Below are 20,949 nucleotides of genomic sequence, written 5' to 3'. Positions count from 1 at the left end.
GCGTTACGCGCTCATGGATATGCAGCGCTCGATTTCCGATCTCGGCGATCGGGTGGGACAAGGCAGCGGTACCGAGACGGCCGTGCATGACCTCTCCCAAGGCGTCGACAAGCTGATCAGACAGATGCGCGCCGAGCAAAAGGTCGTGCGGGAATGGGCCGACGAACAATCCCAGCAGCAGCAGGAAATTGCGGCCGTGCTACGCCAGGTCGGGGCCAAGCCCAAGGCGCCTGTCGGCAAATGATGTCGATGAGGCAAACAATGTCCGTAAGGACGGCATAGATGGCTCTCGCCCGCGGCCGCCGCGCCCACTATCAAGCCAATGTCTGGCCGGGCTTCGTGGACATGCTCTCCACGCTGCTGCTCGTCGTGATCTTCCTCATGTCCCTGTTCATGGTGACGAACTACATCATCACCCAGGCCTCCACCGGCAAGGACACGATGCTGTCGCGGCTCAACCGCCAACTTTCGGAGCTGACCGAACTTCTGGCGCTCGAGCGCTCCAAGAAGGATGCCGCCGAGGACAATCTCGCCGCCCTGCAAGCGACACTCCTCAATACCGAGGCGCAGAAAAAGAGGCTCACCGGCCTACTAGGCGATGCGAGCGGGGAGTCCGACGATGCGGCTGGCCGCATCACAGCGCTCGGCACCCAGCTCGACGAACAACGCAACATCACCAATGACGCGCTCGCCAAGGTCGAACTGCTCAATCAGCAGCTGGCCGCCTTGCGCCTCCAGCTCGCCGCGCTGAACGAGGCGCTGGAAGCCTCCGAGGCGAAGGACAAAGACAGCCAGGACCGGATCGCCGATCTCGGGCAGCGCCTCAACGTGGCGCTCGCTATAAAGGCGCGGGAGCTGGCGCGTTACCGCTCGAACTTCTTTGGCGAGTTGCGCAAGACTCTTGGGCAACGCAAAGACTTCAAGATCGTCGGCGACCGCTTCGTGTTCCCTTCCGACGTCCTGTTCGATCCGGGCTCGGCCACGCTGAAGCCAGGGGCCTATGATCAGCTCAACAAGCTCGCCGCAGCCTTGAAAGAGATCGAGGGGAATATTCCCACGAACATTCCTTGGGTGATGCGCGTGGACGGGCACACGGATATCAGGCCGATCTCCTCGTCCATCTTCCCGTCGAACTGGGAACTCTCGGCCGCGCGCGCCATCTCCGTGGTGCGCTATCTCATGGGCCGTGGCATTGCCCCCGAACATCTCGTGGCGGCAGGCTTTGGTGAGTATCAGCCGATCGATTCCGGCCAGAGCCCTGCGGCACTCGCTCGCAACCGCCGCATCGAACTCAAGCTGACCGAGAGGTAGCGCTACTCCGCCGCGTCGGGTGCGAACTGAAGCGATGCAAGCCGGGCATAGAGTCCGCTGCGCGCAACCAGTTGCTGATGCGTGCCCTCTTCCACCAACCGCCCGTGATCGAAGACGAGAATGCGATCCGCATTGACCACGGTGGAGAGCCGATGGGCGATGACGAGCGTCGTGCGCCCATCCATTACCTTGTCTAGCGCCTTCTGCACCATCGTCTCGTTGCCGGTGTCGAGCGCGCTCGTCGCCTCGTCCAGCAGGAGGATCGGTGCATCGCGCAGAACCGCGCGGGCGATGGCGATACGCTGCCGCTGACCCGAAGAGAGCGTGACGCCCCCCTCACCCAGCTCCGTGTCGTAGCGCTTCGGCAGTTCGGCGATGAAGTCATGCGCGAAAGCAGCCCTGGCGGCCGCCTCGATTTGCGCACGCGAGGCCCCATCCGCGCCGTAGGCGATGTTGGCGGCAACCGTATCGGCGAAGAGCGCGGTCTCCTGCGGCACGATGGCGAACCGGGCACGTAGGTCGGCAAGGTCGGCCATGTCGACCGGCACATCGTCCACGCGGACCGTGCCGGAGTGCGGATCGTAGAAGCGCAGGAGCAGCGCGAAGATCGTAGTCTTGCCCGCGCCGGACGGGCCGACCAGCGCGACCCGCTCGCCAGGCTTCACCGTGAAGCTTACTCCGTCCAGCGCGTCCGTGTCGGGCCGCAACGGATAGGCGAAACGTACATTCGAAAACGCGATCTCGCCGCGCGCCGGCTGCGGCATCGGCGTCGGATGTGGCGGGGACTGGATCTCAGACCGCGCCTCGAGCAATTCGCCAAGCCGTTCGGCCGCGCCCGCAGCTTGTGCGACCTCGCCCCAGACATCGCTGAGCCCGCCGACAGCCGCCGCGGCAAAGACAGCATAGAGCACGAACTGTCCGAGCGTGCCCCCAGTCATCGAACCGGACAGCACGTCCTGCGCGCCGTACCACAGGACACCCACGACACTGGCGAAGACCAAGAACATGGCGATGGCCGTCAGCCCCGCCCGTGCCTTGGCCCGGTCGTTGGCCGCGTTGAAAGCCCTATCCATGGCCCGCCGGAAACGGCCGGTCGCGGCGCCCTCATTGGTGAAGGCCTGAAGCACTTTCACCTGCCCCAGACTTTCGCTCGCATAGGCCGAGGCCTCCGCCAGCGTGTCCTGGGCGAAACGCGAACGGGCACGCACTGAACGGCCATAGGCGACGAGCGGCAGCACGATGAGCGGGATGACGATGAGAACCGCCAGCGAGAGCTTGGGACTCGTCACGATCATCATGACGACAGAGCCGGCAAGAAGCAGCACGTTGCGGATGGCCTGCGAGATGGCCGTGCCAGCGGCTGCCTTCACCTGGGTCGTGTCGGCCGTCAGCCGCGACATCACCTCACCCGAATGGGACACCTCGTAGAAGGCCGGGCTGAGACCCGTGAGATGGGCAAAAACATCCGTGCGTATATCGGCCACGACGCGCTCGCCAAGCCAATTCACGCAGTAGAAACGCGCCGCGCTCGCAAGCGCGAGGACCGCGCCGACGCCGACCAGCGTTCCGAAATACACGTCCACCAATTCGGGCTCGATGCCGGAAAAGCCGAGATCGATCATTCGGCGTAAGGCGAGCGGCAGCACGAGCATCGCGCCCGCCGCCGCGACCAAGGCGACCAGCGCCGCGGCGAGCATGCCCTTGTGACGAAGGAGGTAAGGTTTGATCCGCGCGAGAGGCCGCAACGAGGCCCGTTGGGACTTATCCATCTTGTCGGGTCGCGGTTCGGCGGATCGCGCAGATGCGCCCGCAGGCTGAAGGGAAACAGGTTGCAACACTAGGCCCAGTCTATTGTAAGTTTTGTCGAGTTTTGCGCCGGAACCGGCGGAGTGATAATCGGGCCGACTTTAAGGGCCTTAGCCCCGCACGCAAAGACTTTGATGATGCCAAGTCTGGCCCGCGCCCATGGCAGCCTTGGTAGCGCGGCCACCCCCTTAGGAATTTTTCGGATTTCGCATGACCTTGCTCTGGCTCCCGTTCCGCGCTATAGCCTGCCGCCAATTCCGCTAGAATATGACGATGCGACGCGGAGCCGCTCTGAAAACCCGGGTGGCCCGGCAAACAAGGTTTTGAGCCATGAAGAATGACATTCATCCCGAGTACCACCAGATAAAGGTGGTCATGACGGACGGCACGGAGTTTGCAACCTACTCGACCTACGGCGCCGAAGGTGACACGCTGAAGCTGGATATCGATCCCAAGACCCACCCCGCCTGGACCGGTGGTGGGCAGCATCTGATCGACCGTGGCGGCCGCCTCTCGCGCTTTAAGAAGAAGTACGAAGGCTTCATCAAGTAAGATTGGGACCCTGCGCCCAACCACAAAAGCCGGCCCTCTGGGCCGGCTTTTTGTTTGAAGCGCCTGGATCGTCGGCGTCTATGAGGCCATGACCCTAATAGAAGCGCAGCCACAGATAAGATCGGGCCGTGGGAAGAGTCCGCTACTGACCCAAAGCGGACATCATCAAAGCTAGTGAGCTGACTGCACCTCGACGAAGCAGTTCACCCGTAACGTTTCCTGCTCATTGAGCCTTTAGCTGATCAAGTACGAAGAGTGCACGGACCACGGTTTCCGCATTCTTTGCGGGCACCCCATTGTCCTCCCAGTCCTGAACGAAGACGACCCCAATGCCGGTTTCCATATCGCTGAAGCCCACTTGTCCATAGGAGCCGACAGAGTGGATAATGTTGTGCTCAGGCAGGTACCAAGCCTGTGATGCGTAGGTGACCGGCGTGCCAAACAGAGCAGCCATATCCTTGCCCGACTCAGACTCTCTGAGCAGGTCTTTATCGACGTCCTCAACAGAAGCATAGAAGCTCTTGGGTGCTTTTCCCTGGGCTATCCATTGGTGAAGCAGACAGTAGTCCCGCAGGGTCGTGCTGATGCCATAGGATGGGCTCGCCGTTCCATCGACCGTCAGCGCAATAGAACCCCGGCTGTTGGCACCGAAGTCGTCGAATATATCGGAAAGTAGCTTGTTGAACGGTTCGCCTGTCACTCCTTCGGCCAACATCGCCAGCAAGTCCGTGTTCTTGTCGTTATAGGTGTAAACTTCTCCAGGCGCGTTTTGAGTTTTGGCCTCGATGACAGCCTCACGATGCCCGCCGGGGTCACTTGGCTTTGAGCCCCGCTCTATCTCGAAGACAAAGGCTTCGCCGCCGGGAACGTGGTAGTCGGTCGCGGGCAATAGCCCGGCGGTCGTATCGAGTACATGCTGAACTTTAGCCTTCCCAATGGCTGACCCCTCGAAATCGGGAAGGTAACTCTCAACTGTTGCGTCTGGATGCAGCTTGCCTTCATCAATCAACTTCGACGCGATGATACCAGCATAAGTTTTGGACGAGGATTGTAAGAGTTGCGTCTGATCGGCATTGAATCCGTTATCATAGAACTCGCCCAGGAGTGCGTTGTCCTTGATAATCAGAAAGCCTTTAGTCTGTGTCGCATTGAGCGGGTCCACAAAACTACGGCCAGCACGAAAGTCCTGCTGTAGATCGAATTACTCGTCCGCGATTGTCACAGGCGCGGGGGGCGCGGCGGCCATGATGGGTACGGTACCGAACAAACCGTAGTCGTCCCAATTTGCAGAAACATACTTGTAGTATGGCCAGCTCTTAGTATGGCCAGCTCTGCATATTCTCTGGCGTGATTTCCGAGAGATTGATCGGGTTGTAGAAATCATTGAGCGGAACCGCGGATTTCGCCAAGACAGCAGAACCAAGAGTAGCGGCCATACTGCCGGACAAGATCAATACGGTACTGATTTTCACGATCGCCTTATGCTTCATCGGCGCTTCTCCTCCATCGGCGCAAAGATAGTTCAGGCGCGAATAGCTCAAAACGTTTGCAGTCGAGATTTGAAGCCGAAGGCCCTTCTACCAGGGAAGGAGATCACCCTTCGCGTGCCAGAAGGTGCCCGAATCCTCCGGGCCTAGAGAGTCGATCCGGACTACCAAATCGGCCGCCGCCTCCTCGGGAGGTATTCCCCGATGCCCGGTCATCTCGGTTGCTACCATGCCAGGATGGATCAGAAACACTGAAACACCTCGATCTTTCAGGTCGTGCGCCAGGCTGCGCGCTACAATATTAACGGCTGCCTTGGACATACGGTACCCGTAGTACCCGCCGGAGGTATTGTCCTCAATCGAGCCCATACGGCTCGTGATAATCGCCACCTTAGACCCTCGACCCAGACAACCCTGCAACGCCGCCGTAACCCGTAGCGGTGAGATTGCATTGATCTCGAATTGTCGGCGAATTCGGTCGATGTCCAGGTCGTCTAGGCTCTCGCGAGTCAAGATGCCGGCACAGTTCACGAGGATGTCGATGCGTCGACCCTGCAATTCGCCAGCGAGAGCATGAATGGAAGCGTCGTCGGTCACCTCGATGCCCTCGTGGATTTCAGCGCCTGTCTCCCTTAGCTCCAGCGAATCCTTCCGGCAGGTCGCGATGACTTTGTCTCCGCGTCTCGCAAATTGTCGGCAGAGCTCGAGCCCGATACCCCGATTCGCGCCAGTCACGACTACTGTGGTCATGCTTCACTCCTTCTCATGCCGCTTTCGCAGGACTTCTTAACGTACCGACGAAGGCAGGGCCAACAGCGCGTCGGGCAGAGGCAACAATAGACACTCCGGGAAACCTATAAGAAGCAAGGAATTTGCATTGCACTTACCACGAGCTGATGAAGTCGGAACCTAGGAAGATTTCTTGGGAAGATGCGTTCTGTTACACCCGGAAGCCAGGAGAACATCACTTTAGATGACCGTTATTGGCACTTTGCAGACTCTTTGGGAGAGCCCGCCCGCGTTCCGCCATGGAGGCCGTCAGCAGATGTCCCGCTATGCTTCAAGTGATGATCTTTTAGGAACGGGCTATTCGCCGTCTTGACCGAAAGCGGCCCGGAGCCGCGAAAAATGCGCCCCCACCGGATGATTGGCGTCCTCGGAATCCGGTTGCTTAAAATCCATCATCTGGTCGAAACGGACCACCTGTTCCTGCAGCCTGACGCTATCCAGGATAAGAGCCCGTAACCGTTCCGGTAACGCCTCCAGATCGCGCACGGGGCGGGAATCTTCCACCGGCAGCTTGATTTTCCGCTGCTCCTCGACCGCCTGCTCCGGCGTGAGTTCGCCTTCCGTAACGGCCCGGCGGATAAGGAGCCAGGACGCAAGCTGCATCAGCCGCGTGGTCAGCCGCATGCTCTCCGTCGCATAGGCCAAAGAGTGCGGCGGCTGGAGCTGACGAGCCTCTTTTCGCCCATCACCATCAAGATAGGCAGCGGCGGCTTCCACCAGCGCCATACCCTCGCGAAACACGGATCTGAACTGATTGGAACGCGCAAATTTCGCGCCGAATGAGACGGTTACGCCGTCTCCATAGCTATTGTTTTCGGTTTTACCCGCCATCGCCCCCTGTACTCCATCGCCCCTTATTACGGGACATACTATGCCATGGGTAAGCGCTGTCGTTACCTTCCGGTAAGAAAGGTTAAGACGCAAGCTGCGGCAAATGGAGGGCAAAAAAAGGAGCCGCCAAGATGGCGGCTCAGGAAGTTAACAGGGAGGCGTCAAACAGAGTGGAACAGGCCACTCAGATCCAGAAGACTGGATAACAATGACTTTACGGGGGAGTCCCTAACAACCGGTTAAGACTAAGACCCGATTTACCTAAAGAAACTCTGTCGCGTGGAAATCAGCTCTTGAAGGCGGCTTCGGCGGCGCTGCGCGAAGATACCTTCGTCGCGAGCATCGCCTCGATGCGGCCGATCTCGCCTTGAAGCGTTCCGATCAGCGCCTTCAGCTCGGCCTCCGACAGCTTGGACAGGTCCTGCCCAATCTCGTGGCCTTTAGGCTTTTTCGGTGTGAGGTCGTCGAGGTCCATCGTCGAAATCTCCGCTCGATTGCGAATGCCGTCCCGTTTCGCGCCGTCGCGTCCATCCTAGCATCGCGCGGCGCTCTTCTCTAAGAGTGAACACGCGAAACTGATGAGGACCCGATGCTGCCAGAGACCATGACCGTGATTGAAGTCCGCGAGCCGGGCGGGCCCGAGATGCTGGCCCCGGAGACGCGGCCGCTGCCGAACCCTGCTGAAAACGAGGTCCTCATCGCGGTTGCCGCCGCTGGCATCAATAGGCCGGACGTGCTGCAGCGCCAGGGCCTCTACCCGCCCCCCAAAGGCGCCTCGGATCTCTTAGGGCTCGAAGTCTCAGGGCCTATCGTTGCCATTGGCGAGAATGTCACGCGGTTCAAGCCGGACGATTTCGTCTGCGCCTTGGTGAACGGCGGCGGCTATGCGGAGTATGCGGTGGCGCCTGAAACCACGACCCTCCTCGCCCCCCACGGGCTGAACCCGGTGGAAGCGGCGGCATTGCCCGAGACCATCTTCACCGTCTGGCACAATGTCTTCGAGCGCGGCGGCCTCAAGGAAGGCGACTGGCTCCTGGTGCATGGCGGAGCGAGCGGCATCGGCACCACGGCCATTCAGCTTGGTACCGCCTTCGGCGCCAAGGTCATCGTGACCGTGGGCGACGACGCCAAAGCCAAAGCGTGCGAGGCGCTGGGCGCCGTCCGGGCCATCAACTACCGCAAGGAAGATTTTCTCGACGTCGTGAAAGAGGCCACGGCCAAGCATGGCGCCGACGTGATCCTCGACATGGTGGGCGGCGACTATATCGAGCGGAACATCCGCGCCGCGGCGCTCGAGGGCCATATCGTGCAGATCGCGTTCCTGAAGGGCTCCAAGGTTGAAGTCGATCTCATGCGGCTGATGATGCGCCGGCTCACTCTGACCGGTTCTACCTTGCGCGCCCAGACCGATGCGACCAAGGCGAAGATGGCGACTGTCATCGAGGAGCGCATCTGGCCCCTGATCACGCAAGGCAAGTACAAGCCCGTGATCGACTCGACCTTCCCGCTCGCCGAGGCGGCCGAAGCCCATAAGCGCATCGACGATCCGGCTCACGTTGGCAAAATCGTGCTGACGACGTGAGGGCCACCACCGCTTACCGCGTACTCGTGACACGGTCCGCCGCTCATTTGGAGCGTCCGCTTTGGTCACAAACGAAACTCAGGCTGTCACGGCTTCGCAACGCCAAAGGAGGAGAACAGCGCGGTCTCACCCCTCAGGCGCGTACCAGATCGGCGAGGTATAGGCGCGGTCCTGCACGGTTGGCGGCACGGTCTTGGGCAGCGGGATGTTGAAGAACGCCGCGTCGTGCGTTGTCCAGCGGGGCTTGGGGATCTCAAGAACTCTCACATAATAAAAAGCTGCTTCGGCCGGGTCGAACGCGGGATCCATCCAATGCGCTGACAGCGATGAGTCGCCAATCGAATTGGTGAAAGTCGCTGTCTCGAGGTCCACCGTAGACCCGACCGCTTCGCGGCAACGTCCATCCGCCCCGATCGTCCGGCCGTCGGAAACGGCAACATCGTAGATGCGTTCATGAGTCTTGCCCGATGCATCGACCCAGCCTTTGATGATCTGGACACGGTCAAGGTTGGCGCCATCGGGGTCACGCGCGGCCGAGACGAGGAAACGCGGCGCGCCTCCCGCGGGGGCATTAGTGAGATCGCCTCCCATCGGAACGCCGTCGCGATATCCGAGTGCCACAAAATCGGACACGCCGATGTCGTCAGCGTCGAAGTTCCAACCACCGAAAACCCGCACGCGTATGCGCGACCCGGTCGTGGCATAGGCCTCCTTCCGCGTCAGGGCGTCGAAGACCTCCCCCCTGGTGTTCTGTCGCGCCCAGACCGCCGTGAGGCCGGCGGCCGATTCTTGCGCGGTTACAATCCGCAAGGCTGGATCTTCGGCAGGGATCACATCGAAGTTGTGCCGATCGGGCGAGGGTTCGGTGTGCTGGTACTTGCCGAAATAGTTGTCCTCCCTGGAAGTCGGGATCGCTGTATGGGCATCCGTGGTCCCGTAAAGGCCAAACTTGTAGGGATTGACGCCAAGATCTTGACCAAGCTTCAGCCCGAGCTTGAGAGCCGAGCGCGCATACTCGTACTGCAGCATCTCGGGCGTCTTTGGCGCAGTTCCCGACAGATTCCCCACATCCCATGTTTCAAAATTTGCAAACTCGTCGTCGGGTGACAGCAGCGGATGCGTTTCCTCGTCTCCCTTGATCTGAGTCATCTCATGCATCGGTTCCCATCGGCTGCGCTTGGCTGCATAGGACCGCGTCATGGGTTTACCGTTGAACATTCGATCCGAGAACATGAGCCCGTTACTCATGTTTGCGTTGTGAGGAACGGCGATCGCGCGGCCGCCGGTCGATTCCTCGTACGCGGCGAGATAGTCCCACAGCAGCTCGGGGTCGGGTGCTTCGAAGAACGACAATGGTCGGACTTTGCTGGTCGTGTCGGCGTCATCGCGGAACAGTACGATCCGATGCAGATTGTCGCCCTTGGGCGTAAAGGTCCACTCGAAGCCTGCAAGCGTGGTGAAGGTTCCCGGGTCGTTGTATTCGTCAATGACCGGAAGCAGATCCGTCCAGATCGAATCGGCCAGACCGAGGTGCGCGAACGGATCGACGCCCTTGACCGTCGCCATTTCGATGATGTCGGCAAAGGCCGCCATCCGGCCCTCTTGCCCCGCATTGAACTGGTCATAGATCCGCCGGCCGGCCTCGTTTCCGAGAAGACGGGGGTCGGAACCCTTAAGAGCGGTGGCGACGCCGAGAAATTCCGCATGCTCAGTAATGGCTAGAAAGTCGAGCGGCCGGATTAACTGCACGGGTTGCCCCGTGTTGGATATGATTTTCTCTCCGCGCGCGACGCGAAAGGCATCGTGCACCGACAGGGACGTCCCCACCAAACCGGCATCGAATGACAGTTTGGTGTGGAAATGCAGGTCGCCGAACAGCACCTGATCGGGGTAAGCGCGTCCGACAAACGGCGAATAGTCGCCGGTGCGCGCGTCGATCTCAGGCGCCAGATTGCCTTCGAAGGCGAAGATGTCGGAGGCGCTGAACAAAAGGATTGCGGCAACAAGGCCGGCACTCATTCTGCGCTGTGCGGTTTTACTCCGGCCCATCACATCCGCCTTTCCTTGGTCGCAAACGGCAACCGCAGCCCCGCCGCGTGTCAGCGTGACACGCACGAAGGCTAAGCCTCTCCACAAATTCTCGTTTGATCGCAATAGCGCTCTACCTTGCTTTGCGGAGCCAATCAAGCGCGCCGTCTATAGGTCGAACGCCCCGCACCCTTTTCAATACCCGTGATGTTTGAGTATTGATGCCATGCCCAAGTGCATCGTCTCGACAACAGCGCCTCACCAGCCCAAGTGAGCAAGCCTTGAGGTCGCGCATGCCGGGCGGACGCCTTCAAGGACAATCACGGATGGTTTCGGCGCAAAACGCGACAAGCAAGACGGACGGTGACGTTGTAGGTCCGGGGCGACTACAATGGTTTGAAGCGCTACTAAGATTCAAGCGCTGCTAGACCATACATGCGCCAAGGGGGGTCGCTACCGAGTGAGCAAAAAAGATCTCGATTTGACCACCGAGGTCAGTGCCGAAACGGACGTTTCGCGTATCGGCCGTTCCGGTGCTACGCCGTCCCACGAGCGGACCGCGGACGAGGATTTAGACGTCGTTGACTGGGATCGCGTTGCCGCATCGAGCGACTTCGAGACGCTCGTGAAATCGAAAGCGCGATTCCTTATTCCGGCAACGATCTTCTTCCTCACCTACTACTTCACCCTGCTCGTGCTGGTCGGCTTTTTCCCGGAGATGATGTCGTCGACGATCTCGTGGCTCGGACCCGTGAACGTCGCCTATGTCTTTGCGCTCTCACAGTTCGTGATGGTCGGTCTCGTCACATGGGCTTACTTGCGTGAGGCAAAGAGTTTCGACGCGCTTGCGGCAAAGGTCCGCAGCGACGCCCTCTCAACAGGGGGAAACAAGAAGCCATGACAGCTGCCTTGTGGCTCTTTCTGACATTCGTCGCATTCACGCTTCTGATCACTTGGTGGTCGGCCCGGCAATCCAAAGGAGCGAACGCGTACTTCGCCGCGGGGCGGCGGATAAAGGCGTGGCAAAACGGGTTGGCGATCGCTGGGGATTACATGAGCGCCGCGAGCTTTCTCGGCATTGCCGGACTGATCGCGTTCAAAGGATATGATGGCTTCATGTACTCGGTGGGCTTTCTCGTGGCCTACCTCACAGTTCTCCTCATCGTCGCCGAACCCTTGCGGAACTCGGGCAAGTTCACGATGGCGGACGTCCTTGCCTACCGGCTGAAAGCAAGGCCGGTTCGCGCCATGGCAGCGCTAAGCACGCTCATCGTCACGACGTTTTACATGATCGCGCAGATGGTCGGCGCAGGCAGCCTTGTGAAGCTGCTGCTGCCCGGCGTGAGCTACGAACTCGCCGTGATCGGTGTCGGCGTTCTGATGATCATCTATGTGGTTTTCGGCGGCATGCTCGCCACGACCTGGGTTCAGATTACCAAGGCCATACTGCTTCTGGCCGGCTCCGCGATGCTGAGCGTTATGGTCATGGCGCAGTTCGGATACAGCTTCGGCAACTTCTTCGAGGCCGTCAGTCACGTCACCTGGATCGATCCGAAGACCGGCCAGCAAGTGACCCAAAATTTCTTGCAGCCTGGCCTTGCCTTCAAAGGCACGTGGGGCGCCATCGACCTGATCTCGCTCGGCCTTGCCTTGGTCTTAGGAACGGCCGGGTTGCCGCATATCCTCATTCGCTTCTACACGGTACCCGATGCAAAGACGGCCCGGCTCAGCGTGGTCTGGGCGATGCTGGCTATCGGCGCGTTCTACCTGATGACGACGTTTTTCGGGTTTGGCGCAGCTACCCTGCTGACCCCGGCGAACATCCCCGATCAGAACATGAGCGCGCCACTGCTGGCGCTGCACCTTGGTGGCGACATCTTCTTTGCCTTCATCAGCGCGGTGGCATTCGCCACGATCTTGGCTGTCGTCGCCGGTCTCACCATCAGTGCAAGTACCAGCTTCGCGCATGACTTCTACACCAACGTGATACACCACGGCCGCGAGCGATCGGCGGGCGAGGAAGTGCGGGTGGCGCGGATAGCGGCATTCGTGGTGGGCGCAACGGCAATCCTGCTCGCCATCGGTCTGCGTTCGACGAACGTGGCCTTCCTTGTCGGTCTCGCTTTTGCGGTGGCTGCAAGCGCGAACCTGCCGCCGATCGTGCTCGCTGTGTTCTGGAAACGATTCAATACGGCTGGCGCGTGCTGGGGTTTAGGCGTCGGGCTGGTCAGCTCGATCGTTCTGATCCTCCTCAGCCCGAGCATTATGGGGACGGATGGCAACGCATTGATTGCGGGTGAGCCAATTTTCCCGTTGCGCAATCCGGGGATCGTCTCGGTACCTCTTGGATTCGCTGCTGCCATCATAGGGGCATTGCTGAGCCGCGAGCCGTCCGCGGAAAAAAAGTTCGCCGAGTTTACGGTGCGGGCCAATACGGGCCTTGGAGCCGAGAAAGCAGCCGCCAACTAGGCTATAGTGAGCTACTGCTCGGCGGTTGCGTCACGGCCGGTGAGCGTCCATATGTACCGATCGATGGTGCGGTCATGCCACGTCTCGTGCGCCCCGCGCGCGTGGAAACCGAGATGGCCCCCACTATTCGACAGCAGAATCTCGACCTGCGGTAGGTCGTGCTCTTTCAAGACGAGATAGGGCTCCGCCGGGATCCACGGATCGTTGCGCGCATGGATCATGAGGGTCGGAACGGCAATAGTGGGAACGAACTGCGCGCCGGCGGTGCGCGTGTAGTAGTCCATCGCATCATCGAATCCATTGCGGGGCGCGACCCAATGATCGTCGAACTCGAAAATGTTTCGTGTGCCCTCGATTGTCTGGCGCTCCGACGGCGACAGTCCGAGGAAGCTCAGCACATCGCGCTTCATGCGCTGGATGAGGAAGTGATGGTAGAGCGCATTACGCGGCTCCATCATTCGCTGGCAGGCTTGCCAGGGCTCGATCGGCGCGGACACGGTAGCCGCACCGACAACGGGCAACTGCTTGTCTCCGCGCCCAAGCCAGTTGAGCAGAACGTTGCCGCCAAGAGAGTACCCGACCAGAAACAGGCCGTGTTGAGTATGCGGCGCGTATAGCCCTTCAAGCACGCCCTGAATGTCGGCGGCACAGCCCGCGTGATAGTAGTTGCTGGCAAGATGCCCCGCAGGGCCGGCACCGCGCAGGTTCAGCCGGAGGACGGCGCGGCCGCGAGCAAGATGGAACCGCGCGGACTCCCGCATATAGTCGCTGTCCTCGCATCCGGTGAGCCCGTGGATCAGCACGACGAGGGGACTGTCCTTGGGCGGCACATCGGGTTCGTGGAGCGTGGCCCCAAGCCGGTCACCACTGCCATCGTTCATCGGAAATTCGAGTGTCGAAGACCGGCCGGGCAAGCCCCTGGACCGGCGCATCACCACATTGCGGAGCGTCTGCAGGTCCCCGCCCCACCATGGCGCGCGGTCCTGAAACTTGGCGCCTTGTCCGGCGATGTCTCGAAATGCATCCAGCACAGACAGCACGTCGGCCTTAGTGCGCCGAATTCAAGGCCCCGCGCTAAGTCCCGCGGCCGGCGAGGCCTTTTTGGTGGCGGCCGCCCATCGGCCTCGCGCTGGACGAAGCGGCAAGACCGATCGATTGCAGGAAGGCTGACGCCAGACTGGCCTAGTCTTCCAGCCTTATATGCAATAATTTCTGGGCAATAATGGCAAATTGTTCCCTGAAGAATCATATTATAGAACAGCAGAATTCGCTAAATTACAGGTGACTTTTCACAATTATATACAATTCGACGAAAACAATTTTCCTGCAGCATAGATCGGCGCCCAAGAGATCCATGTTTGCGCGAAATGAAGGGAAGGCAACACATGTAAAAGATCGCTGCTATTGTTGTGTGCTCGGCCGCGTTGCTGCTGTTCGGCTTTGGCGACGGGCACGGCTCGAAGGCCAAGGCCGGACCCGCCTGGCCCGAAGGGGAGCAGCGGGCCGTCGGTGCCAAATGCGAAGCTGGCCCCAGGGGTGAGCCCGGAACTACCGGACCGCCTGGAAAGGTAGGACGCAAAGGCGACGCCGGACCGAAGGGCAACCCTGGACCAAAGGGGAAAGCCGGAGAGGCCTCGATTCGTGTCGTCGTCGCCGACGGCTCCGGGCTGTTTGCCTCATGCCCCGAAAACGAAACGGTGATCGCGGCCTGGTGTCAGGGCAGCAGCTAACCGCGCCCGGCTCTCGTAAGCGGCTCCAGCCACGCTTGGTGCGGCAGCGCTTCGGGCGACCAAGCCCACGCTGCCATCTCCTGCCTCGCGAAGTGAGGCCAGCCGAGGTGGCCCAACAGTAGGGCCGAGGCCGCCCGGTCGCAGGTTTCGAACCGGGGGTCTCGCGGATCGCGCATGAACCCCGGAACAGATTGCGCAGGCGCTCATCAACGCCTATATAGAGTTTATTCCACTGAAATCGGGACGTTTGGCTCTTTCGCCTGGGATGGCGAGGGACGCGACGTAACCCTTTTACGCAAGGTTTGAATGCCATCATGAATCGCACCCCATTGATGCCGAAGGCGACGGCCGTTTGGCTCGTCGACAACACATCCCTGACCTTCGAGCAGATCGCCGAGTTCTGCCAGCTGCACGTGCTGGAAGTGAAAGGCATCGCCGACGGAGACGTAGCACAGGGCATCAAAGGCATGGACCCGATCTCCTCCAACCAGCTATCGCGCGACGAGATCCACCGTGCCGAGGAAAAACCGGCACACCGGCTGAAGCTTCTAGAGCCCAAGGTCGAGGTGCCCGAGGTCAAGACGAAGCGCGGCCCACGCTACACGCCGGTCTCCCGCCGTCAGGACCGGCCCAACGCCATTCTGTGGCTATTGAAGAGCCACCCCGAGCTGAAGGACAGTCAGATCATGCGTCTAGTGGGCACCACGAAGCCGACGATCCTGGCTATCAAGGAGCGGAGCCACTGGAACTCACCGAACCTCATCGCCCAGGACCCGGTGACGCTTGGCCTCTGCTCGCAGACCGATCTCGACGCCGCCGTGAAACGCGCGGCCGCGCGGCTCGAACGCGAGCAGAAGAAGGCTGGCATCCCTGTCGAGAAGGCAGGCTCCCTGCTCCCCACCGAGGAGACCATCGGCCTCGGCGAGGCCGACGCTGGCGCGCCCGATGCGGGCGCGCCGTTCGAACCTCCGCAAGCGTCCGATGCCGACATGGCCACCGCGTTCGCCCAGGAAGCCCGCGACGCCATGGCCGCTCCGGAACAGGTCGAAGAAGCGCCGGACGCGGACTCTGTCTTCGCCAAGCTGAAGGACTTGAAGCCCGAGGGCGAGAGTCCGGAAGACACTGGCTCGGGAGAGGCGGGGACGGAAGACGCGGGATCGGAAGACTCAGGCTCGGAAGACACGGAGTCGGAAGGCGCAGACTCTTCCAAGTAGTAAGCGCCCCGGCACGTCCGTCTGACGTTTCGTCCGGGCTTGATCTCGCTCAAGGCCCGGAACGAGCCTTGAGGCAAGCATGCTCCTTTCATCGCTCTTGATGAAAGGGAGATCCTCATGAGCCCGACCGATATCGGTATTCTCGCACTGATCGTCGTTGCGTTCAGCGTGTTTGGCGTCACGCTCGCCTACTACACGCACCGCTCCAACTAAGGCGCGGAGCAAGGCGCGCGCGCCGGCTGCGGCGGTAGACCTGGTGCCCTGCGGGACGCGATGAGCCTTACCGCCCATCGCCACCGGCGGGAGTGTGCTTTTTTGCCCGGCCCCCATAAGAAGAATTGATTCATGCGGTCCGCCATGGCTAGGGTGCGGCAACCAAACGCACCCTACTCCATACGCCCATGACCAATGCTTATGACGCCGGGCTCAGCAAGACGCCCGCGAATTACCAGCCTCTGACCCCGCTCGTATTCCTGGAGCGTGCCGCGTCAGTCTATCCCGAACACACCGCCATCATTCATGGCACCGCGCGCGCCTCCTACGCGACGTTCTATAGGCGCGCGCGCCAGCTTGCCTCCGCGCTCGCAGCACGCGGCATCGGCGTAGGCGACACGGTGTCGGTGATGCTGTCCAACACGCCCTCCATGCTCGAAGCCCATTACGGGGTGCCGATGACGGGCGGTGTGCTGCACTCGATCAATACAAGGCTGGACGCGGCCAATATCGCCTTCATGCTAGACCACGCCGAAACCAAAATTCTTATCTGCGACACCGAATTCGGACTGGTAATGCAAGAAGCGTTGAGCATTGCCAGGGTCAAACCGCTCATCATCGACTATGAGGACACCGAGCTCGGCGTTCCGGGCACACGTCTTGGCGACCTCGACTACGAGACCGTCGTCTCCGAGGCCAATACGCACTTTGCCTGGGCGATGCCGTCCGACGAGTGGAACGCCATCTCACTGAATTATACAAGCGGAACCACCGGTAATCCGAAAGGCGTCGTCTACCACCATCGCGGCGCGGCCATGATGTGCTACGGCAACACCATCGCCACCGGCATGGGCCAGCACCCGGTCTATCTTTGGACCTTGCCTATGTTCCACTGCAACGGCTGGTGCTTCCCGTGGTCGCTCAGCATGATGGCGGGCACCCATGTGTGCCTGCGCGCCGTGCGTGGCAAACCCATTTACGACGCAATCGCCGACCACAAAGTGACCCACCTGTCGGGCGCACCCTTCGTGATGTCGGCGCTTCTGAATGCGGACGAGAAAGACAAGCGCGAGTTCGATCACAGAGTCGCCTTCAACCATGCGGCCGCCCCGCCGCCAGCCGCCGTCATGGCCCAGATGGAAGAGGCGGGCTTCGAGCTCACCCATCTTTACGGGCTGACCGAGACCTACGGTCCGGCCACGCTCAATGCCTGGCACGACGCCTGGGACGAGCTGTCTTACGAGGACCGACTCAAGAAGCGCATCCGCCAGGGCGTGCGTTATCCCACGCTCGAGGATCTCACGGTCATGGACCCGGAGACCATGGAGAAAACCCCGGCCGACGCCGAGACCATCGGCGAGGTCATGTTCCGCGGCAACATCGTCATGAAGGGCTACCTGAAGAACGAGAAAGCCACGAACGACGCTTTCGCCGGCGGCTGGTTCCACTCGGGTGATCTCGGGGTCATGCACCCGGACGGCTACATCCAGCTGAAGGATCGCTCCAAGGACATCATCATCTCCGGCGGCGAGAACATCTCCTCCATCGAGGTGGAGGACACGCTCTACAAACACCCCGATGTGCTGAGTGCAGCCGTGGTGGCGAAGCCCGATCGGAAATGGGGCGAGACGCCGTGCGCCTTCGTGGAGCTCAAGCCCGGAGCGAAGGCGGAAGCGGACGACATCGTCGCCTGGTGCCGCGAGCACCTGGCCCATTTCAAATGCCCGCGCTACGTCGTCTTCGTGGACCTGCCCAAGACCTCCACCGGCAAGATCCAGAAGTTCAAACTGCGCGAACTGACGAAGGACGTTTGAGCCGATGCCCCTACTCCGTTTTGATCTGATCGAAGGCCGCACAGACGGTGAGCTGAAGACGCTGCTCGATGCCGCGCACCGAGCTATGCTCGTTGCGTTCAAGGTGCCCGAGCGCGACCGCTATCAGATCGTGCAGGAGCACAAGCGCAGCCACATGATCGTCGAGGATACGGGCCTTGGAATCGAACGCACCGACAAGGTCGTGGTGGTGCAGGTCATCTCCCGCCCCCGCACGCGCGAGAAAAAGGAAGCCTTCTACCGGCTCCTCTGCGAGGAGCTGGAGCGCGCCTGCGGTATCGCTCCCTCCGACGTGATGGTCTCCATCGTCGAGAATACGGACGAGGACTGGTCGTTCGGGCTCGGACGCGGCCAATTCCTGACCGGGGAGCTTTAGCCTCGCGCGCTGTAAGGCAGGCGCCGAATCGGCGTAACCTTCGCGACGTCTGCAGGGGAGGACGCCGCTATTCAGCTCGAGGACACGTTCCACGAATTTGCGAACTACGTCGCGCTCGCCATCGAGTGCGGTGCGGTGCTTGTCGTGGCGTTTGGCGCGACCCAGGCGGTCCTGTCCCTGATTGCGGCTATTGTCACCGGCGCCGCCGATGGGTTTCGCGGCCGGGCGATCTGGCTGAAATTCGCCACCTGGATCTTGCTGGCCCTGGAATTCGCGCTGGCCGCGGATATCGTCCGCACGGCGGTCGCCCCCACCTGGGACGATATCTGGAAGCTTGCTGTCATCGCGGTTGTACGGACCATGCTGAACTACTTCCTCGCCCGGGATATCGCCGACTTCGGCAGGCTCGAAGAGTCCCAACCGAACAAATCGCTCAAGAACCAATCCGCCGGCCCAGCGTCGCCCTAATCCGTTGGACCGGTGCGCGAATTTATGGTTCAGTGACCCTAATTTTTTGCTCTGCACGATTGCCGGATCATGTGGACGCTCGGTTGGCCAAATTTCGGGCGGAAACGGGGGATAGCTTCGTCTTTGAGGCCGGGGCACGATTTTTCAAAGCAGCCCAATAACTTGAGCCCTCCATTGCATAGGGCGTCACTTCACGGGATTGAGGGATGACAGAGTCAACACGGACGAACGGCCCGCGTTTCCAATTCATCCTGATCAAACCGTCTCACTACGACAAAGACGGATATGTGGTGCAGTGGATGCGGTCCACCATGCCGTCCAACTCGCTCGCCGCCGTTTATGGCCTGGCGCAGGGCGCCGCCGACCGTGGCGTATTGGGACCGGATCTACCCATCGACGTTCTGGCCATCGACGAGACCAATGCACGCGTCAAGACTAAGGACCTCGTCCGCCTGATCGAAGACAATGGCGGGCACGGTCTTGTCGGCATTGTCGGCGTGCAGTCCAACGAATTTCCGCGCGCGGTGGATATCGCCCGGCCGTTCATCGCCGCGGGAATCCAAGTGATGGTAGGCGGGTTCCACGTCTCGGGTTGCCTGTCGATGCTCCCCGAACTTCCCGACGACATCAAGGAAGCGCAGGCGCTCGGCATCTCGATCTTTGCTGGCGAGGCCGAGGAACACATCGACACCGTAATACAACACGCCGCAAACCGGACGCTGCAGCCGCTCTACAATCACATGACCGAAGAGCTGCCGTGCTTGGCCGACGTGCCCTCACCGCCCTTCCTGCCGCACGATTTTGTGGACCGCACGGTCGGCAACGTCACGAGCTTTGACGCCGGCCGCGGCTGTCCCTTCCAATGCTCGTTCTGCACCATCATCAATGTGCAGGGCCGCAAGTCGCGATACCGCACGCCGGATTCCATCGAGAAGATCCTGCGTATGAACTACGAGCAGGGTGTGAACCGCTTCTTCATCACCGACGATAATTTCGCGCGGAACAAGGACTGGGAAGCGATCTACGACCGCATCATCAAGTTGCGCGAGGAGGATGGGCTCGACATCCGCTTCATGATCCAGGTCGACACGCTGTGCCACAAGATCCCAAATTTTATCGAGAAGTCGAAGCGAGCCGGCGTGACCCGCGTCTTCATCGGGCTTGAAAACATTAACCCGGCGAACCTGATCGCGGCCAAGAAGCGGCAGAACAAGATCACCGAGTACCGGAAGATGCTGCTCGACTGGAAGCGCGTCGGCATCATGACCTTCGCGGGCTACATTTTGGGCTTCCCCAACGACACCCCCGAATCGATCGAGCAGGACCTGGAGATCATCAAGCAGGAACTGCCGCTCGACATGCTGGAGTTCTTCATCCTCACGCCCCTGCCCGGGTCCGAAGATCACCAAGTGCTCGCCAAGAAAGGGGTCTGGATGGACCCCGACATGAACAAGTACGAGCTGGAGCACGTGGTCACCGGACATCCGAAGATGAGCAAGGAAGAGTGGCAGGGCGCGTACCACTCGGCCTGGCAGATCTTTTACACCAGGGAGCACCTGGAGACGGTCCTGCGCCGCGCCCATGCCAGCGGCGTCAACATCCGCTCGCTCATGCCGGTGCTGTTCTGGTTCAAGAATGCAGTACCGGTCGAGGGATTGCATCCACTGCAATGGGGCATCTTCCGTATCAAGCACCGGACGGACCGGCGGTCGGGCCTGCCGATCGAAAACCCAGTCGTTTTTTATGCCAAATACGCAGGCGAGATCGCGCGCAAAGCGACCCTACTCGGCAAAAGCTGGTGGGAGCTGAAGAGCATCGTCAAAAAGATCGAGGCCGACCCCCACGCCATGGACTACAAGGACGAGGCACTCACGGCGGTCGCCGAGGAAGACTCCGAACATATGGGCCTCTACAACCAAAACGAAGCCGCGCGCGTTGCCGTGGAGCGCGAATTGCGGGTTGCCGGCAAGTCAAACAGCAAGCCCAACGGCGCGACGAACGGCGACCCGAAGAGCAATGGCAAGGGTCAGCCGGTGCTGACCGCCAAGCCGAAAAAACCCTTCACGGCGCCGGACCCTGCCAACGAAAGCGGATCCGCGGGCGAAAAAGCCCCGGCCGCGTAAGCCCCAGCCGAGTGATCGGATGAGCGCGTCCGAAGGCTTCAAGGAATTCGTCCAGGATCAGCTCGCAAGCTTTGGGCCCGTCGCTATTCGCCGGATGTTCGGCGGCGCCGGCGTCTATGCGGGCGACGTGATGTTCGC

Annotated in this window: 20 protein-coding genes and 1 pseudogene; 13 read left to right on the top strand and 8 right to left on the bottom strand. The window is 60.7% G+C overall.

Translation table 11 applies throughout. The annotated features are described in order from the left end of the window. Positions 1 to 244 (top strand): annotated as a pseudogene (locus WBQ77_RS08400) (hypothetical protein); the annotation flags it as partial. A gap of 38 nt (positions 245 to 282) precedes the next feature. Continuing rightward, the gene (locus WBQ77_RS08395) at positions 283 to 1,311 is read left to right on the top strand and encodes a peptidoglycan -binding protein (protein ID WP_424059760.1); all 1,029 of its coding nucleotides are present in this window, start codon (positions 283 to 285) and stop codon (positions 1,309 to 1,311) included. Positions 1,312 to 1,313: 2 nt separating this feature from the next. Here the strand turns inward: WBQ77_RS08395 and WBQ77_RS08390 are convergent, their stop codons facing one another. Next, complete coding sequence (locus WBQ77_RS08390) at positions 1,314 to 3,080, bottom strand: ABC transporter transmembrane domain-containing protein (protein ID WP_424059758.1); 1,767 nt, start codon at positions 3,078 to 3,080, stop codon at positions 1,314 to 1,316. A 367-nt stretch (positions 3,081 to 3,447) separates the two neighbouring features. Here WBQ77_RS08390 and rpmE point away from each other — a divergent pair, with 367 nt between their 5' ends. Next, entirely contained in the window at positions 3,448 to 3,669 is a 222-nt protein-coding gene (gene rpmE, locus WBQ77_RS08385; RefSeq protein WP_424043479.1) for a 50S ribosomal protein L31, read from the top strand. Between the two features lie 223 nt (positions 3,670 to 3,892). Here rpmE and WBQ77_RS08380 read toward each other — a convergent pair whose 3' ends face one another. The 5 genes from WBQ77_RS08380 to WBQ77_RS08360 all read right to left on the bottom strand — a co-directional run bounded on the left by WBQ77_RS08380 (position 3,893) and on the right by WBQ77_RS08360 (position 7,251). Beyond that, positions 3,893 to 4,831, bottom strand: a complete 939-nt coding sequence (locus WBQ77_RS08380) for a serine hydrolase domain-containing protein (RefSeq protein ID WP_424059755.1) — start codon at positions 4,829 to 4,831, stop codon at positions 3,893 to 3,895. Positions 4,832 to 4,985: 154 nt separating this feature from the next. Next, positions 4,986 to 5,159, bottom strand: a complete 174-nt coding sequence (locus WBQ77_RS08375; protein WP_424059753.1) for a hypothetical protein — start codon at positions 5,157 to 5,159, stop codon at positions 4,986 to 4,988. A gap of 87 nt (positions 5,160 to 5,246) precedes the next feature. Then, on the bottom strand, positions 5,247 to 5,906 hold the full coding sequence (locus WBQ77_RS08370; RefSeq protein ID WP_424043483.1) for an SDR family oxidoreductase: 660 nt from the start codon (positions 5,904 to 5,906) through the stop codon (positions 5,247 to 5,249). Between the two features lie 336 nt (positions 5,907 to 6,242). After that, the gene (locus WBQ77_RS08365) at positions 6,243 to 6,776 is read right to left on the bottom strand and encodes a DUF1465 family protein (RefSeq protein ID WP_424043484.1); all 534 of its coding nucleotides are present in this window, start codon (positions 6,774 to 6,776) and stop codon (positions 6,243 to 6,245) included. A gap of 286 nt (positions 6,777 to 7,062) precedes the next feature. Beyond that, on the bottom strand, positions 7,063 to 7,251 hold the full coding sequence (locus WBQ77_RS08360) for a DUF1192 domain-containing protein (protein ID WP_424043486.1): 189 nt from the start codon (positions 7,249 to 7,251) through the stop codon (positions 7,063 to 7,065). A gap of 114 nt (positions 7,252 to 7,365) precedes the next feature. On the opposite strand from WBQ77_RS08360, the gene WBQ77_RS08355 reads away from it, so the two are divergent. Then, positions 7,366 to 8,358, top strand: coding sequence for an NAD(P)H-quinone oxidoreductase (locus WBQ77_RS08355; protein WP_424059751.1), 993 nt, complete (start codon positions 7,366 to 7,368; stop codon positions 8,356 to 8,358). A 126-nt stretch (positions 8,359 to 8,484) separates the two neighbouring features. On the opposite strand, the gene WBQ77_RS08350 is transcribed toward WBQ77_RS08355, so the two are convergent. Then, positions 8,485 to 10,473, bottom strand: coding sequence for a DUF3604 domain-containing protein (locus WBQ77_RS08350; RefSeq protein ID WP_424059749.1), 1,989 nt, complete (start codon positions 10,471 to 10,473; stop codon positions 8,485 to 8,487). A gap of 373 nt (positions 10,474 to 10,846) precedes the next feature. Here WBQ77_RS08350 and WBQ77_RS08345 point away from each other — a divergent pair, with 373 nt between their 5' ends. Beyond that, positions 10,847 to 11,287 (top strand): DUF485 domain-containing protein, encoded by a 441-nt coding sequence (locus tag WBQ77_RS08345; protein WP_424059747.1) that lies wholly within the window; start codon positions 10,847 to 10,849, stop codon positions 11,285 to 11,287. Continuing rightward, a complete protein-coding gene (locus WBQ77_RS08340; protein ID WP_424059745.1) occupies positions 11,284 to 12,855 on the top strand; it encodes a solute symporter family protein in 1,572 nt (523 codons plus the stop codon). Before WBQ77_RS08345 ends, WBQ77_RS08340 begins: the two co-directional genes overlap by 4 nt. An 11-nt stretch (positions 12,856 to 12,866) precedes the next feature. On the opposite strand, the gene WBQ77_RS08335 is transcribed toward WBQ77_RS08340, so the two are convergent. Then, a complete protein-coding gene (locus WBQ77_RS08335; RefSeq protein ID WP_424059743.1) occupies positions 12,867 to 13,895 on the bottom strand; it encodes a YheT family hydrolase in 1,029 nt (342 codons plus the stop codon). Between the two features lie 369 nt (positions 13,896 to 14,264). Between WBQ77_RS08335 and WBQ77_RS08330 the strand changes: the two genes are divergently transcribed. The 7 genes from WBQ77_RS08330 to WBQ77_RS08300 all read left to right on the top strand — a co-directional run. Continuing rightward, positions 14,265 to 14,585 (top strand): hypothetical protein, encoded by a 321-nt coding sequence (locus WBQ77_RS08330; RefSeq protein ID WP_424043496.1) that lies wholly within the window; start codon positions 14,265 to 14,267, stop codon positions 14,583 to 14,585. 314 nt (positions 14,586 to 14,899) lie between these two features. Continuing rightward, entirely contained in the window at positions 14,900 to 15,799 is a 900-nt protein-coding gene (locus WBQ77_RS08325; RefSeq protein WP_424043498.1) for a DUF1013 domain-containing protein, read from the top strand. Positions 15,800 to 16,200: 401 nt separating this feature from the next. Beyond that, complete coding sequence (locus WBQ77_RS08320; protein ID WP_424059742.1) at positions 16,201 to 17,826, top strand: acyl-CoA synthetase; 1,626 nt, start codon at positions 16,201 to 16,203, stop codon at positions 17,824 to 17,826. A 4-nt stretch (positions 17,827 to 17,830) separates the two neighbouring features. Further along, a complete protein-coding gene (locus WBQ77_RS08315) occupies positions 17,831 to 18,220 on the top strand; it encodes a tautomerase family protein (protein ID WP_424043501.1) in 390 nt (129 codons plus the stop codon). 135 nt (positions 18,221 to 18,355) lie between these two features. Further along, positions 18,356 to 18,688, top strand: coding sequence for a DUF1622 domain-containing protein (locus WBQ77_RS08310; protein WP_424059740.1), 333 nt, complete (start codon positions 18,356 to 18,358; stop codon positions 18,686 to 18,688). Positions 18,689 to 18,894: 206 nt separating this feature from the next. Next, positions 18,895 to 20,811 (top strand): B12-binding domain-containing radical SAM protein, encoded by a 1,917-nt coding sequence (locus tag WBQ77_RS08305; protein ID WP_424059738.1) that lies wholly within the window; start codon positions 18,895 to 18,897, stop codon positions 20,809 to 20,811. Positions 20,812 to 20,830: 19 nt separating this feature from the next. Then, positions 20,831 to 20,949: TfoX/Sxy family protein (locus WBQ77_RS08300; RefSeq protein WP_424059761.1), on the top strand; the 119-nt coding region annotated here is incomplete at its 3' end.

Origin of the sequence: Methyloceanibacter sp., from assembly GCF_049590335.1 — a bacterium.
GTDB lineage: Bacteria > Pseudomonadota > Alphaproteobacteria > Rhizobiales > Methyloligellaceae > Methyloceanibacter.
This window is presented reverse-complemented; position numbering and strand designations above follow the sequence as displayed.